Source organism: Streptomyces sp. NPDC047085 (assembly GCF_040643735.1).
Lineage (GTDB): Bacteria > Actinomycetota > Actinomycetes > Streptomycetales > Streptomycetaceae > Streptomyces.
The window spans coordinates 493304-505816 of sequence record NZ_JBEYUW010000003.1 but is presented as its reverse complement, the minus strand read 5'-3'; the positions used below and the strand labels follow the sequence as shown (position 1 = coordinate 505816).

Sequence of the window (12513 nt, the reverse complement as noted above, 5' to 3'; positions counted from 1 at the left end):
GGTGACAGCATCCCGGTGAGACCCACTACGAGTGGATGCCAATGGTCGAGAAGAAGCCAGGTCGTTCGGACCTCCGCCCGGGTCGGTGGACGAAAAGCGGACCGTGGAGGGCACGGGAAGGCGGGCGATGAGTGACAACTACCTGACGGTGATTCCGGCTGATCCTTACTGGCAGCCCCGTAAGGATGCGGCGGATCGTGCTGCGGCCATGCTGTCCGGCATGCTTCCCGACGACGACGCCCGTGATTGCAGGTTACATGCCGACTCGAAATGTGCAAGCAATGCGCGCCCTCAGCAGATTTGGAGAGCTTTCCTGGTTTAAATTGCCTTTGGAATACAATTCCGTGCATGGCTATAACCAGGTGCCCTACATGGGATGGCGTTACACGTCCCCTCGGGAAGGCATCGCACAGCTCATCGAAAATGCGGTAGGGGAACTTCCCACTCAAGTCGAATGGATGCTTGACAGAAAACGGAGGAACTGGCTTCTGCTGCCGAATAGAATTCTTCGCGAAGCACAAGGGCTCGAGAATCCGGCTTTCGCGAACGCAGTCCACTCCATCAACGTCCAGGACCAGGAATTTTGCCTCAAAGCGCTTTCAGATTTGGACCTGATCATCCTACACCTTCAGGAGATCCCGATAACACCGCCTCCATGTCCATCGACGACTTTTTCCTGAACCCTGAAGCACTGCAGTCCATCTATGGACACACGCCTAAGTAGGCGATCACGTGAGGATTCGGTCGGTCAACCTGAGTTGGCGTGGACCTACATTGATCATCCGCATCGATCTCCCGTATTTTCCGGATGCGGCACCGCAGGACTGGGTGGCGTCTGAGTTTGACACGGTCCAGTGTCATCTGGGGTTCCTGGCGGTGCAGAACTTGGCAATCCACTCATGGAGGCCGCCGGCCTTTGGTCGCCTGGAAGCAGCTCCCAGGACAGGGGAAAGATGGCGCCATGTTGACATCAATGGCGACGGAGTAAATCTCGAATTCGACTGCGCCGACTCGGTCATGGTCGGCCATGTCAGCGCTTTCAAAATCGGCACTGACGGCTCGGACCAGGGTCCACGCTCATTCGTAAGCCGGATCGATTCCCGTCGGTATGCTTCCCTGCCTGAGACCTGGGAGAAGAGCTACTATGAGCGCACCTGAATGGCAGTTGCTCCTTGCGGATTCACAGTTTCTGGGGGAGCTCTACGAGGGCAGCGCCCCTGCTCGTGAGGCATGTGAACTGTCCTACGTCCATCTGGACGAACGAGGCGACTCGGTGACTCTCGGATTCGACACAGGACACCTGCCTTCACGTCCCGATCAAGGGTGGCACGAAAGACCCTATAATCGATTCGAGTTCTACCTGCTGTTTTCCGGCGTGACGGATTTTCAAGTCAACGGATGGACCGACTCGGAGGCCCGAGAGGTCAACATCAGGGCAAAACCGGAGGCGTTGATTTCAGTCTCCTTGGGGCACGAGGGTTCCGGGATCGACTTTCGCGCATCATCTATGCGGCTGGCCCACGTCCGTGTCTACCTTGCGGCCGAAGGCTCCTGATCATACGGCGTGCCGAAATGTCGATGCCTGGAATCTCGGGCGTGCCTTCCTCGCTCCCCTCACTCCCCGGTGAACACCTCGTCCTCGTACGTCTCGCCGGATCCCACACTCACTCCTCGACGAACAGCCCCGTTGCGTCCGCCGCGTGCACCGCCCGCTGCACCCAGGTCTCAAGCTGGTCCAGATCCGGGCATGCACCCACACGCTCACGGACTGCGTCTGGCACCGGGATACCGCGCGACTCCAGAATGCCGAAGATCAGCTCGCGGAGCCTCTGACGTCCTTCCTCAAGCCCCTCCTCACGCCCTTCCTCGCGCACCTGCTCCGCCAGTTGGTGTCGCCAGAAGTACTGGGTCGCCGTCATCAGGTCCCTCCAGATCTGTTTCGCCTGAGGGTCGGTCAGGCACGAGTCGACGAACTGTACGAAGGCCGCGGCGCTGTCGGGGTCGATGTCCTGAAGGGCGGCCACGAGGGATTCCAGTATGGCGGCGGCGCGTGGCCCCCGCCCGTGTGTCATGGCCGAGAGAACCGCAAGAGGTGGGTCCTGTCTGGCCTGTCGCTCGTCGGCGATCACCGGCACGTTGTCCGGGCCGAGCACGAGTGGCCGTACCGTCATTGAGTACCAGCCGGGGAAGCCCAGCTGGATGGGGCGCGATGCCCACCTCGCCGTGGCGCTGCTCTGGGTGATGACGATGAGCACCGGTTCGCAGCGGTACTTCTCGTACAGGAACGACAGGTAGTAGGGCCAGCTGCCCCGCTTGCGTTCGTCCACCTTGCCCTGGGACTCGACCACGAGGAGATACGTCCCCTCGTCGGTCTCCGCCCGCAGCAGCGTGTCCACGCGGCGCTCGACCGGTTCGATCTCCGTCAGGTCCACGTTCAACGCGGCGATCTCCCGAGGCTTGGGAAACGGCACGTTCAGCACGCGCTGTAACGCCGTCGTCAGCAGCTCAGGTTCCTTCTGGAAGATGCGGTGCAGCGCCTCGTGCGACGAGCCGACCATCAGCTCTCCTTTCGTACGACGTGATCAACGAGCTACGCGGCCACAAGTTCGCACCACACGTATTTGCCCCGGTTCCCGAACCGGGCCGACGGCTGCCAGCCCCACACCTCCGCGCAGGCCCGGACCAGGGCAAGGCCCCGGCCCTCCTCCTCCAGGTCGGCGACCTGGTCGAGTCGTTGTGGAGGGTCCGGCGGCGCGGGGTCCGTGTCCCAGGCCCCGATCCAGATCACCCCCTCCGTGGTTCGGCGGACGCGGAGGGCGGCCGGCCCCTTGGTGTGTCGCACGGCGTTGGCGACCAGCTCCGTCGCCAGGAGTTCGGCCGTGTCCACCAGCCCGATCAACCCGTGCAGCGTCAGAATCAGGCGCAGGGTGCGGCGACAGACGGTCACCGCTCTGAGGTCGTTGGGGATGTAGAGGGTGTAGTCCCAGGTTTCGGGCATGCGTCATCAACTCCGACCAGAAGAAGGGGATTTCGCGTGCGGTGGCATTGCCGCAGCCGTCATGGCAGGACAGAGCGGTGCGCTTCCGTTGCGTGTGCATTGCGTCACTGACGGTAGGGCATAAATTTCATTCGCTGCAAGCCGGTCGCGTAATCTGACGCCCGAACGAGGTGCACCACCAAGGCCGTTGAGGAAAGAGGACGCCGTGCCGGCACGACGCCACCCCACAGCACGTCAGGTGCGCTTGGGGACCGAACTCCGGAGACTGCGGGAAGCCGCTGGGCTCAAGGCAACCGAGGCAGCCGGCCTCCTCGGGGTGAACTCTGTCCAGATGAGCCAGATCGAGTCCGGCATTGCGGGAGTGAGCGAGCAGCGAGTACGTCGGCTTGCCGCCAACTACGCCTGTGCGGATGAGAAGCTGATCGACGCCTTGGTGGCGATGACGACCGATCGCACACGGGGCTGGTGGGAGGCGTACCGAGGTGTGCTTCCCGCCGCCTACCAGGACCTCGCCGAGCTGGACCATCACGCGAGGTTCCGTCACGACGTGGCGGTCATCCATGTGCCGGGGCTCTTCCAGACGGAGGCCTACGCCCGAGCGCTCTTCGCCTACATGAATCCCGAGTTCCCGGACAGCGAGGTTGATCTCCGGGTGGAGCACAGGATGAAGCGGAGGGTCGTCATCGACAACCCCGACCCCATCCCGTACGAGACCGTGATCCATGAGGCGGCGCTCCGTACGAGAGTGGCCGGGCGCGAGGCATTCCGGGCTCAGCTGGGTCGCATTCTGGAGGTGTCCGAGGCCAACCATGTCACCGTTCGGGTCATCCCGTTCACGCTGGACGACTTCGCAGGAGGCGGTAGCAGCATGGTGCACCTGGGTGGAGCTGTTCCCCGGCTGGACACTGTCGTGCGCGATGCTCCTCACGGCACAGCCTTCGTCGACTCCGAGGCCCAACTGGAGCACTTTCGAAAGCTCTTCCGTAGGGTGAAGGAACAGGCACTGCCCCCACAGCAGTCACGTGACCTCATCCACCAGTTGGCCAAGGAGCTGTGAGGACCGACATGATCACCTTCACCGAGTGGAAGAAGTCGTCCTACTCCGGCGGAGGCGAGGGCAACGACTGCGTCGAGATCGCACACCTGGACAGCCACATAGCCATCCGCGACTCCAAGACCCCCGCCCGAGCCACCCTCACCTTCCCTACCGCCGCCTTCGCCCCCTTCGTCGAAGCCCTGAAGAAGGCCGACCAGGCGCTCTGAGCCGGAGATGCCCCCACGTCTGAGAGAAACGCTGGCCGCCATAGAGGCGTATGAAGGTCCGGGCGCGTACGACGCGTTCCTCAACGCGCTCGGCGGTTCACTGGCCCGGCTACCCGTGTTGATCAGGTGCGCCGAGATCGCCCTGGACGTGTCGGAACTCGACGCCGACCAGCTGAGAGATGCCCTGCGCACCGCCGTCGAAGATGCGGGGCAAGTCGTCTGGGCGGCCTGGCCAGCTGAGCGTACGGCCGTGCGGGTCGGCTATCGGGCCGTGCTCGAGCGGATCGACGATCTCTGGTACCCGAGCGCGGACGATCTGGTGATCATCGACGGTCACGACCGCGTCCTCGTCCTGGACCACGAGGAGCGGCTCTTCCTCACGCGGGCCGACGCGCGGCTGCAGATCTGCTCGGTGGAGGAGCGGGACGCGGTGAGTGCCACGTGCGTCGTGCGGTGCGTGGGTGGTGTCGTGCGCGTCGGGCAGCGGTTCGGTGTCGGGCCCGACGGTGGCACGAGGGATGGCGCGCCGCTGGTGAGTCTTGAGGGCATTCTTCGCTATGAGCGGCCCACGGACTTCGTGGATCCTCCCCACAGCGCCAAGGTTCACCTCACGGGCGGGGGCGTGGCCCTGCTGGAGGAGGGATGGGTCATCACCGCTGTCCTCGACGCGCCGCCCGTCCGCTGAAGCCGCCGTCCTCTCGCCCCTTGCATGACGGGGTAAGTCACGTGGCGCCAGTGCCGGTCCGAGCCCCTTGAGCGCGAACCGGCGCGCGCGGTTCGATCGATCCGTCAGTGGCCGTGGCCGCCGTCGTGGTCGCCGTGGCCGACAATCGTCCAGGGGCGCATCAATCGTCGTCTTCCTGTTCGAGAATGTGGCAGTGGTGGGATGGTTCGGAACGCTGCCGCAGCACGCTGGGCCGGCCTGGGAATTCACTCGTTGAGCTCTTTCAGCGTGGCCGCTGCAGCGGCGGGGGCGGCGCAGGTTTGCTGACCTTTCCGGAGTCGCGGGGAACGGGCGATTGCTGCACCGGCTCCTATGCCGAGGCCGAGAACCCGTCTACGCGTCAATCTCGCTGTCACGCGGTGCGTTTCTGTACTTGTAGCGGTTGATGAGAAGCAGGGCGGAGCAGGCAACGGCGCAGGCCAGCCCTGCGTACAGCAGAGGTCGGACCCAGAACCACACCTCTTCGGTGCTGTGGCCGCTGGTCCAGTGGCAGGTGATGGACGGTGGGAAGCTGTCCACGCTCGCCGATGTCAGCCTGTAGTCCCGTCCGGCATCCACGTACACGCCGGCGCCGGTCTTGTCCCCGCATACGTCGAGCGGGTTGGTGAAGGCGAGCCCGTAGACGGTTCCGGCCCCGTACGCCGCGATAGCTGCCGCGATCCCGATCACAGCCCAGCGGGCCGGCTGCGAAGGCTTCCTCCTGACCACCCACGACGCGTACGGGAATGCCCCAACCGCGAAGAGAAGGAGGGTGATTGCAGGCGGGCCGAAGAATGTGAACACAGACACCATGCATCCTGACGTTACTTCGAGCGGAAAGATCGCGGCTGGTTCGCCCGGTACTCAGTCCGTCGGAGCGTTTCCGTGGAGGCGTGCTGCACCAGGTTGTCGCCGAACGTGTTGCACCACTCGTCGAGCCGACCGCCGGGGAGAAGGTGCGGCATCAGGGTGCCCGTGCCGCCGGTGGAGGAGAGCTCCGTCATCACCGCCGTCCTCGGCGCACCGCCCGCCCCGCTGAGGCCGCCGTCTTCGCGTCCCATAGCATGACGGGGCACGTCAAGTCGTATCAGATGGCGATAGGTTGAAGAGGGTAAGCCATGTCGTTCGGTCCGCCGCCCGCAGGGTTCGGGTCTGCGATGCCACCCGCCTCGACGCCGCCCGCCTGGATCCCGCAAGCCCCGCCCGCGTGGACTCCGCCGACGAAGATCGAGCAGGCCCTTTTCGAGGCCAAGGCGCGTGAGGACTGGAAGGCGTACTTCGACACCCTCGCGGACAGCCGGCTGTACTTCGAGATACGGCGCGACGGGGCCGATGCCGAGCCGAGCAGGACCATTCCCGTCTTCGGGCACGATCCCCGTGTTGCCGGCGGCCGGATCTGGGCCGTGTACACGGAGGGGATGCTGCCCGTGCCGGACCCGCACCGGGTGCTGGACTGGCAGAAGCTCGGGTGGTTCGCCCGGGTGTGGGAACCGAACGATCCGGCCATGATCGTGGTCAATCCGGGCAGTCCGTGCGAGGCGTTTCTGCCCTCAGCGCCACCGCACTCCGCCGTGTGGGCGCAAGCCCAGGCGAAGGGTCCGCTGAACCGGACGCGGGTGAGCACGCTCCGGCTCGGCGGGCCTCTGGAGGGTCCTGTCGCACAGGGGCTGGCCTGCGGCGCACTGCTCGTCGTGTGGCACGGGCTGCCCTGGAACGCCATGGCGTATCACGGCAACGGCTATCCCGCGGAGCGCAAGTCGCTCCGGGAGTGGTGGGGGGTCAGCAGTCGGGAGGAGTGGCAGGTCCAGCAGCGTGCGCTGCTCGACCCCGACGGCGCCAATCCCGTGTGGGAGTTCGCCCTCGGGCTACGACGTACCATCGCGCGTGACTTCGGCGGCCATGTCGACACCGCCTACTGGCGGGACGCGGTCGCCCGGGTGCTGCGCGGTCGTGCGGAGGGCGAGACGGTCATCACCCCGGACGGGGTCACCAGCACCCCCACCGTTCCGGAGGCGGAGACCGAGGCTCGGATCAAGGGCGTGCAGCATCTGGTCGGGCGCATCACGCGTTACGAGGCGCGTTTCCGGGCCGACGGCATCCTGGACGAGAACCGGTTCGTCGGTTCCGTCGACGCGTGGAACTTCGGGCGGGCGTCCGGCATGGCCCGCTGGGGGCTGGGGTCCCGGTACTGCTCGCTACAGGAGGCCGAGTCCGCCGTCATCGAGGCCGGGCGGGCCGCCGCGCGGTCGTACAAGTCCTGGAAGGACTTCGCCGCCGGGTACATCCTCGGGCGCTGTCTGCATTTCGACGATGAGGAGTTCGGGACCTGGTACACGGACATGGTCGACGTCCACCGGGTGCTGATGTCCGAACCCGACAGCCCCTGGCTCACCGTTCCGTTCAAGTGAGGCGCAGTCATGTGCGCCATGTGTGCCATGGGCGCCATGTGCGTCGCGTGGGGGCTCATTGACTGTTACACATTTTCGGGTCCCGTGTTCGGACACGATTCGACAGAACAGGCATAAACAGGCATCTATGCCTGCATTCGTCATGTAAGTGGACATTACAGCCGTGAGTCACAGATATATCCACGAATCGTAACAGCGCCAGTACTTCCTCGATCAGCCCTCCGCACGGCTGCAAGGTGTGGGCGTGCGGCCGACCGGCCGCCACCCGCACCCTTGCGAAGGGGGACTTCGTGTCCGTTTCCGTTTCTGTCACCGCACGCCGTGTCGCCGCACGCCGTGTCGCCGCAGCCGCCGTCGCGGTGACCGCCGTCGTGGGCGCCATGGCGCTGCCGGCCTCGGCCGCCGACCGCGACCACCACCACGACAACGACCACGGCCGCTCGTACGGCACACAGGTGGTCATCAGCGACGTGCAGCACGGCGCGTGGGGCCGCTCGGAGCGGTCCCTGAACAGGGAGTACGTGGAGGTCACCAACGAGGGCCACCGGGACGTGAACCTGGACGGGTGGACGCTGTCGGACGAGGACGGCCACACCTACACCTTCCCGCACTTCCGGCTGGCGGGCCACGCCACCGTGCGCGTCCACACCGGCTTCGGCCGGGACAGCAGGAACGACCTCTACCAGGACCGCCGCCGGTCCGTGTGGGACAGCGACCACGACACCGCGACCTTGCGCAACGACCACGACCGCCTCGTCGACTCCACCTCCTGGGGCTACGACCGCCGTGACGGCGGCCGTGACGACCGCGACGACCGCGACGGCGGATGGCACGGTCGCCACCACTGACCCGCCCCACCCCCCCCCGTCCGTACACCGGTCGGCCCCCCGGCATCCGGCACGCTTCTCCCGCAGCGCGCCACTCCCCCCTGGAGTGGCGCGCTGCCGACGTTTTCATGCCATCCCTTTTTGGCGAGGGACTAGATATTGACCTGACCATGCCAACGCCTCACCATGAGCGCCAACCCGCACGTCGCACTGAAGCACCCATCGACATCTCCCAGCTCCGCTCCCCCACATCCGGCGACCCCGGAATTCCTGGAGACCCAAGGAGAGTTCATGCGACTTCGCATACGCGGCTCCGGCGCTCGTGGCAGCAGGCGTACCGCCGCACTCGGCGCGCTGCTGGCCCTCGCCCTCGCCGCCCCCGTCTCGGCCACCGCCACGCACGCCACCGCCGACAGCGCCCGGAAGGCCTCCTCCTCCGGCGAAGACTCCCGGCAGGACATCCGGCAGTACGAGATCCATCAGGGCACCACTCCCGTGACCCGTACGGCCATCCAGGCCACCGGTGTCACCGTGGACGAGGCCGACGAGGAGACCGTGGTCGTCTCCGGGCGGGCCGAGCAGATCAGCAAGCTACGGAAACTCGGGTACGAGGTACATCCGTTGGGTGCGGCGCCCCAGCGGGCCGGCGCCCGGCTCTACGACTTCCCCAGCGCCGACTCCAAGTACCACAACTACGCCGAGATGAACGCCGAGATCGACCAGCGGCTGGCGGCCTACCCGAACATCATGAGCAAGCGCGTGATCGGGAAGTCGTACCAGGGGCGGGACATCGTCGCCATCAAGGTCAGCGACAACGTGGCGACGGACGAGGACGAGCCGGAGGTGCTGTTCACCTTCCATCAGCATGCCCGTGAGCATCTGACCGTGGAGATGGCGCTGTATCTGCTGCGCGAGTTCGGCGCCGGGTACGGGACCGACTCCCGGATCACGAACCTCGTCAACAGCCGGGAGATATGGATCGTCCCGGATCTGAATCCGGACGGAGGCGAGTACGACATCGCCAGCGGGTCGTACCGGTCGTGGCGGAAGAACCGGCAGCCCAACTCCGGTTCGTCGTACGTCGGGACCGACCTGAACCGGAACTGGAACTACAAGTGGGGCTGCTGCGGGGGGTCGTCGGGCTCGAAGTCGTCCGAGACCTACCGTGGTTCCGCCGCCGAGTCCGCGCCCGAGGTGAAGGTCGTGGCCGACTTCGTGCGGAGCCGGGTCGTCGGGGGCAAGCAGCAGATCAAGGCCGGCATCGACTTCCACACGTACAGCGAGCTGGTGCTGTGGCCGTTCGGGTACACGTACGCGGACACGGATACCGGGATGACCGCCGACGACGCCGCCACGTTCAAGGCCGTGGGGCAGAAGATGGCCGCCAGCAACGGGTACACGCCCGAGCAGTCGAGCGATCTGTACATCACCGACGGGACCATCGACGACTATCTGTGGGGTACGCAGAAGATCTTCGACTACACCTTCGAGATGTATCCGACGTCCGGTGCGGGCGGGGGGTTCTACCCGCCCGACGAAGTCATCGAGCGGGAGACCTCCCGGAACAAGGACGCGGTGTTGCAGCTGTTGGAGAACGCCGACTGCATGTACCGGGCGATCGGGAAGGCCGCCCAGTACTGCAGTTAGGCCCTGTCGTTCGGATCAGGCCTCTTCGAAGTAGGCGTCGAGGACCGCGTCCAGCTGGTCCTCCCACTCCTTGAAGCGCGCCCTGGCCGCCGCCTCGATCTCGATCGGGTACCAGCGGCGGTCGGGGGTGTGCACGGTGACGGTGAACCGCTTGCCGAAGCGGGCGGACTCCGTCTCGACCGCGGCGATCTCGGTCCAGCGGAACTCGCAGGCCTCCTCGTCCAGGCTGAGGCGGACGCCGCGGTGGTCGGCGACGATCTTGGCCCGGCGGTCGGAGGCCTCGAAGACGGGACCTTCGGGGGACGGTTCCTCGGCGTCGGACGACTCCGGTGCCTCGTCGGCCGTCGGTGCCTCCGCCGTCTTCGGCGCCGCGTCCGCCTTCGGCTTCTCCTCGGCCGTCGCGTCCTCCGCCGGCTTCACGTCCACCGGCTGCTCCGGCTTCGTGTCCTCCGGCTCCGCCGCCGTCATCGACGGTGCCGTGATCCCGGGGATGAAGGCCGGGTCGAATCCGGCGCCCTTGACGGGCTCGCCCTTCAGGGGCTGGCTGCTCGATCCTATGCGCTGCTCCACGGCGGCAGTATGGACGACTTCCCTGTGCCGGAACCAGTCAGCCCGCCCATCCCCGGTTTCACTCACGTCACGTTTCACACGAACATGCTCACCACCCCGGCGGCCGCGAAGCCCGCCACCGACAGCACCGACTCCAGCACCGTCCAGGTCCGCAGGGTGTCGCGCTCGCTGATGCCGAAGTACTTGGCCACCATCCAGAAGCCGCCGTCGTTGACGTGCGAGGCGAAGATCGAGCCGGCGGAGATGGCCATGATGACCAGGGCGACGAAGGCCTGCGAGTGGTGGCCCTCCGTCAGCAGCGGGGCCACGATGCCCGCCGTCGTCACGATCGCGACCGTGGCCGAGCCCTGGGCGACCCGCAGCACGAGCGAGATCAGGTACGACAGCACGATCACCGGCAGGCCCACGCCGTGGAAGGTGTCGGACAGGGCCTGGGCGACCCCGCTGGCCTTGAGGACGGCGCCGAAGACCCCGCCCGCGCCGACCACCAGCAGGATGTTGCCGACCGGCTTGAGGGACGACGTCGACACCGTCTCCAGGGACTTGCGGGACCAGCCGCGCCGGATGCCGAGGAGGTAGTAGGCGAGGAGCAGGGCCAGGGTGAGGGCGACGAAGGGGCTGCCGAAGAACTCCAGGACCGAGCGGCCCGCGGAGGGGTCCAGCGCGATGGAGGAGAAGGTGGCGGCGAGGATCAGCAGCAGCGGCGTACCGATGATGGCCAGGACGGTGGCGAGCGGTACGGGCTTCTCCTGCGGCCGGACCCCGGCCTTGCGCTGTTCCTCGGCCACAGCCCGCCTGGCCTCCTCCGCGGCCTCCACCATGTCCTGCGGTACGGCGACGAAGATCCGCTTGCCGATCCACGCGGAGTACGCCCAGGCGGCGAGGACGGCGGGGATGCCGCAGACGATGCCCATGAGAACGACCCAGCCGAGCTGGACGTGGAGGAGACCGGCGGCGGCCACCGGGCCGGGGTGCGGGGGCAGGAAGGCGTGCGTCATGGACAGGCCGGCCAGCAGGGGCAGGCAGTAGAGCAGGATCGACTTGCCGGAGCGCTTGGCGGCCGCGTAGACGATCGGTGCCAGGACGAAGATGCCGACGTCGAAGAAGACCGGGATGCCGAAGATCAGGCCGGTCAGGCCCATGGCGAGGGGCGCGCGCCGCTCACCGAAGAGGTGCAGCAGGCGGGAGGCCAGCACCTCGGCGCCGCCGCTGACTTCGAGGATCGCGCCGAGCATGGTGCCGAGGCCGATGATGATGGCGACGTGGCCGAGGATGCCGCCCATGCCGGACTCGATGGTGGAGACGGCGTCGGAGCGCTGGACGGTGCCGAAGATTTCGGTGACCGAGAGACCGGCGAGCAGGCCGACGGCTATGGAGACGGCCAGGAGGGCCACGAAGGGCTGCAGCCGGACCTTGATGATCAGGAAGAGCAGCAGGGCTATGCCGATGCCGGCGACGGTGAGCAGGCCGGGGGTGCCGTCGAGGAGGAGGAGCAGGCCGCCGGTGTGGGGTGGTGGGGCGGCGGGGGCGGGGGCGGCGAGCGGGAGGGACATACGGGGGTCCTCTTCGTAAATGCATTGCGCTTTCGGGCAGGGGGGATCGCGGCACGGCGCCCCGAGAGGTGCCGTGCCGTGTGCGTGGTACTGGTGTCGCGGGAGCGTCGGCTCAGCCCAGAACGGCGAGCGCGTCGATCTCGATGAGGAGGCCGGCCGGGAGTCGGACGTAGACCGTCGTGCGGGCGGCGGGCGGCTGGGTGAGGCCCTGCTCCTCGAAGTAGGCGTTGTAGATCTCGTTCATCTCGGCGAAGTGGTCCACGTCGGTGAGGTAGACGCGGATCATCATCACGTCGTCCCAGCTCGCGCCGCCCTCTTCGAGGATCGCCTTGACGTTGGCGAGGGTCTGGAGGGTCTGCTCGCGCAGGGTGGGGCCGGCGGGCGTGGGGGGCTTGCCCTCCTCTGCGGGCAGGAAGCCGACCTGGCCGGCGGTCTGGAGGATGTTGCCCTTCTTCACGCCGTGGGAGAACTTCGCGGGCGGGGTGGTGTGGGTCTTGGGGGTGAGTGCGATCTTCTCGGTCATGCGGGGTCCTTCGTGGTCCGT

Annotated in this window: 16 protein-coding genes; 9 read left to right on the top strand and 7 right to left on the bottom strand. The window is 66.6% G+C overall.

Translation table 11 applies throughout. The features are described 5' to 3' along the window. Positions 1-281 precede the first annotated feature (281 nt). The 3 genes from ABZ865_RS13315 to ABZ865_RS13305 are packed head-to-tail and all read left to right on the top strand — an operon-like array spanning position 282 to position 1555. Positions 282-680, top strand: a complete 399-nt coding sequence (locus ABZ865_RS13315; protein ID WP_361228478.1) for a hypothetical protein — start codon at positions 282-284, stop codon at positions 678-680. Positions 681-732: 52 nt separating this feature from the next. Further along, a complete protein-coding gene (locus ABZ865_RS13310) occupies positions 733-1158 on the top strand; it encodes an Imm50 family immunity protein (RefSeq protein ID WP_361228475.1) in 426 nt (141 codons plus the stop codon). Next, the gene (locus ABZ865_RS13305; protein WP_361228472.1) at positions 1145-1555 is read left to right on the top strand and encodes an Imm50 family immunity protein; all 411 of its coding nucleotides are present in this window, start codon (positions 1145-1147) and stop codon (positions 1553-1555) included. Before ABZ865_RS13310 ends, ABZ865_RS13305 begins: the two co-directional genes overlap by 14 nt. Positions 1556-1664: 109 nt before the next feature. On the opposite strand, the gene ABZ865_RS13300 is transcribed toward ABZ865_RS13305, so the two are convergent. After that, on the bottom strand, positions 1665-2558 hold the full coding sequence (locus ABZ865_RS13300; protein ID WP_361228469.1) for a hypothetical protein: 894 nt from the start codon (positions 2556-2558) through the stop codon (positions 1665-1667). Between the two features lie 32 nt (positions 2559-2590). After that, positions 2591-2998 carry an ATP-binding protein gene (locus ABZ865_RS13295; RefSeq protein ID WP_361228466.1) on the bottom strand — a complete coding sequence of 136 codons (408 nt, stop codon included), beginning with the start codon at positions 2996-2998 and terminating at the stop codon, positions 2591-2593. A 205-nt stretch (positions 2999-3203) separates the two neighbouring features. Here ABZ865_RS13295 and ABZ865_RS13290 point away from each other — a divergent pair, with 205 nt between their 5' ends. From ABZ865_RS13290 to ABZ865_RS13280, 3 genes are read left to right on the top strand one after another with little or no spacing between them, the layout of a single operon-like run. Next, a complete protein-coding gene (locus tag ABZ865_RS13290; RefSeq protein ID WP_361229677.1) occupies positions 3204-4055 on the top strand; it encodes a helix-turn-helix transcriptional regulator in 852 nt (283 codons plus the stop codon). A gap of 8 nt (positions 4056-4063) precedes the next feature. Then, positions 4064-4261: a DUF397 domain-containing protein gene (locus tag ABZ865_RS13285; protein ID WP_361229674.1), complete on the top strand. Its 198-nt coding sequence runs from the start codon at positions 4064-4066 to the stop codon at positions 4259-4261. 7 nt (positions 4262-4268) lie between these two features. Continuing rightward, the gene (locus ABZ865_RS13280; protein ID WP_361228463.1) at positions 4269-4946 is read left to right on the top strand and encodes a hypothetical protein; all 678 of its coding nucleotides are present in this window, start codon (positions 4269-4271) and stop codon (positions 4944-4946) included. Between the two features lie 372 nt (positions 4947-5318). On the opposite strand, the gene ABZ865_RS13275 is transcribed toward ABZ865_RS13280, so the two are convergent. Further along, positions 5319-5777, bottom strand: coding sequence for a hypothetical protein (locus ABZ865_RS13275; protein ID WP_361228460.1), 459 nt, complete (start codon positions 5775-5777; stop codon positions 5319-5321). 11 nt (positions 5778-5788) lie between these two features. Continuing rightward, positions 5789-5968, bottom strand: a complete 180-nt coding sequence (locus ABZ865_RS13270; RefSeq protein ID WP_361228458.1) for a hypothetical protein — start codon at positions 5966-5968, stop codon at positions 5789-5791. A gap of 153 nt (positions 5969-6121) precedes the next feature. Here ABZ865_RS13270 and ABZ865_RS13265 point away from each other — a divergent pair, with 153 nt between their 5' ends. The 3 genes from ABZ865_RS13265 (at position 6122) to ABZ865_RS13255 (ending at position 9846) form a co-directional block, all read left to right on the top strand. After that, complete coding sequence (locus ABZ865_RS13265; protein WP_361228455.1) at positions 6122-7372, top strand: DUF1266 domain-containing protein; 1251 nt, start codon at positions 6122-6124, stop codon at positions 7370-7372. 380 nt (positions 7373-7752) lie between these two features. Then, positions 7753-8220, top strand: a complete 468-nt coding sequence (locus ABZ865_RS13260; protein ID WP_361229672.1) for a lamin tail domain-containing protein — start codon at positions 7753-7755, stop codon at positions 8218-8220. 270 nt (positions 8221-8490) lie between these two features. Beyond that, a complete protein-coding gene (locus ABZ865_RS13255) occupies positions 8491-9846 on the top strand; it encodes a M14 family metallopeptidase (RefSeq protein ID WP_361228452.1) in 1356 nt (451 codons plus the stop codon). Between the two features lie 15 nt (positions 9847-9861). On the opposite strand, the gene ABZ865_RS13250 is transcribed toward ABZ865_RS13255, so the two are convergent. From ABZ865_RS13250 to ABZ865_RS13240, 3 genes are all read right to left on the bottom strand, one after another. Further along, a complete protein-coding gene (locus ABZ865_RS13250) occupies positions 9862-10416 on the bottom strand; it encodes a hypothetical protein (protein WP_361228449.1) in 555 nt (184 codons plus the stop codon). A 74-nt stretch (positions 10417-10490) separates the two neighbouring features. Beyond that, a complete protein-coding gene (locus ABZ865_RS13245) occupies positions 10491-11969 on the bottom strand; it encodes a gluconate:H+ symporter (RefSeq protein ID WP_361228446.1) in 1479 nt (492 codons plus the stop codon). Positions 11970-12081: 112 nt separating this feature from the next. Further along, the gene (locus ABZ865_RS13240) at positions 12082-12492 is read right to left on the bottom strand and encodes a RidA family protein (protein WP_361228444.1); all 411 of its coding nucleotides are present in this window, start codon (positions 12490-12492) and stop codon (positions 12082-12084) included. Between the last annotated feature and the right edge of the window lie 21 nt (positions 12493-12513).

Bases quoted from the DNA above. Each gene is read 5' to 3' on its own strand.
- ABZ865_RS13275 (WP_361228460.1), bottom strand. From the start codon at position 5,777: ATGGTGTCTGTGTTCACATTCTTCGGCCCGCCTGCAATCACCCTCCTT.
- ABZ865_RS13315 (WP_361228478.1), top strand. From the start codon at position 282: ATGCGCGCCCTCAGCAGATTTGGAGAGCTTTCCTGGTTTAAATTGCCT.
- ABZ865_RS13270 (WP_361228458.1), bottom strand. From the start codon at position 5,968: ATGACGGAGCTCTCCTCCACCGGCGGCACGGGCACCCTGATGCCGCAC.
- ABZ865_RS13260 (WP_361229672.1), top strand. From the start codon at position 7,753: ATGGCGCTGCCGGCCTCGGCCGCCGACCGCGACCACCACCACGACAAC.
- ABZ865_RS13240 (WP_361228444.1), bottom strand. From the start codon at position 12,492: ATGACCGAGAAGATCGCACTCACCCCCAAGACCCACACCACCCCGCCC.
- ABZ865_RS13295 (WP_361228466.1), bottom strand. From the start codon at position 2,998: ATGCCCGAAACCTGGGACTACACCCTCTACATCCCCAACGACCTCAGA.
- ABZ865_RS13300 (WP_361228469.1), bottom strand. From the start codon at position 2,558: ATGGTCGGCTCGTCGCACGAGGCGCTGCACCGCATCTTCCAGAAGGAA.
- ABZ865_RS13285 (WP_361229674.1), top strand. From the start codon at position 4,064: ATGATCACCTTCACCGAGTGGAAGAAGTCGTCCTACTCCGGCGGAGGC.
- ABZ865_RS13265 (WP_361228455.1), top strand. From the start codon at position 6,122: ATGCCACCCGCCTCGACGCCGCCCGCCTGGATCCCGCAAGCCCCGCCC.
- ABZ865_RS13305 (WP_361228472.1), top strand. From the start codon at position 1,145: ATGAGCGCACCTGAATGGCAGTTGCTCCTTGCGGATTCACAGTTTCTG.
- ABZ865_RS13255 (WP_361228452.1), top strand. From the start codon at position 8,491: ATGCGACTTCGCATACGCGGCTCCGGCGCTCGTGGCAGCAGGCGTACC.
- ABZ865_RS13280 (WP_361228463.1), top strand. From the start codon at position 4,269: ATGCCCCCACGTCTGAGAGAAACGCTGGCCGCCATAGAGGCGTATGAA.
- ABZ865_RS13245 (WP_361228446.1), bottom strand. From the start codon at position 11,969: ATGTCCCTCCCGCTCGCCGCCCCCGCCCCCGCCGCCCCACCACCCCAC.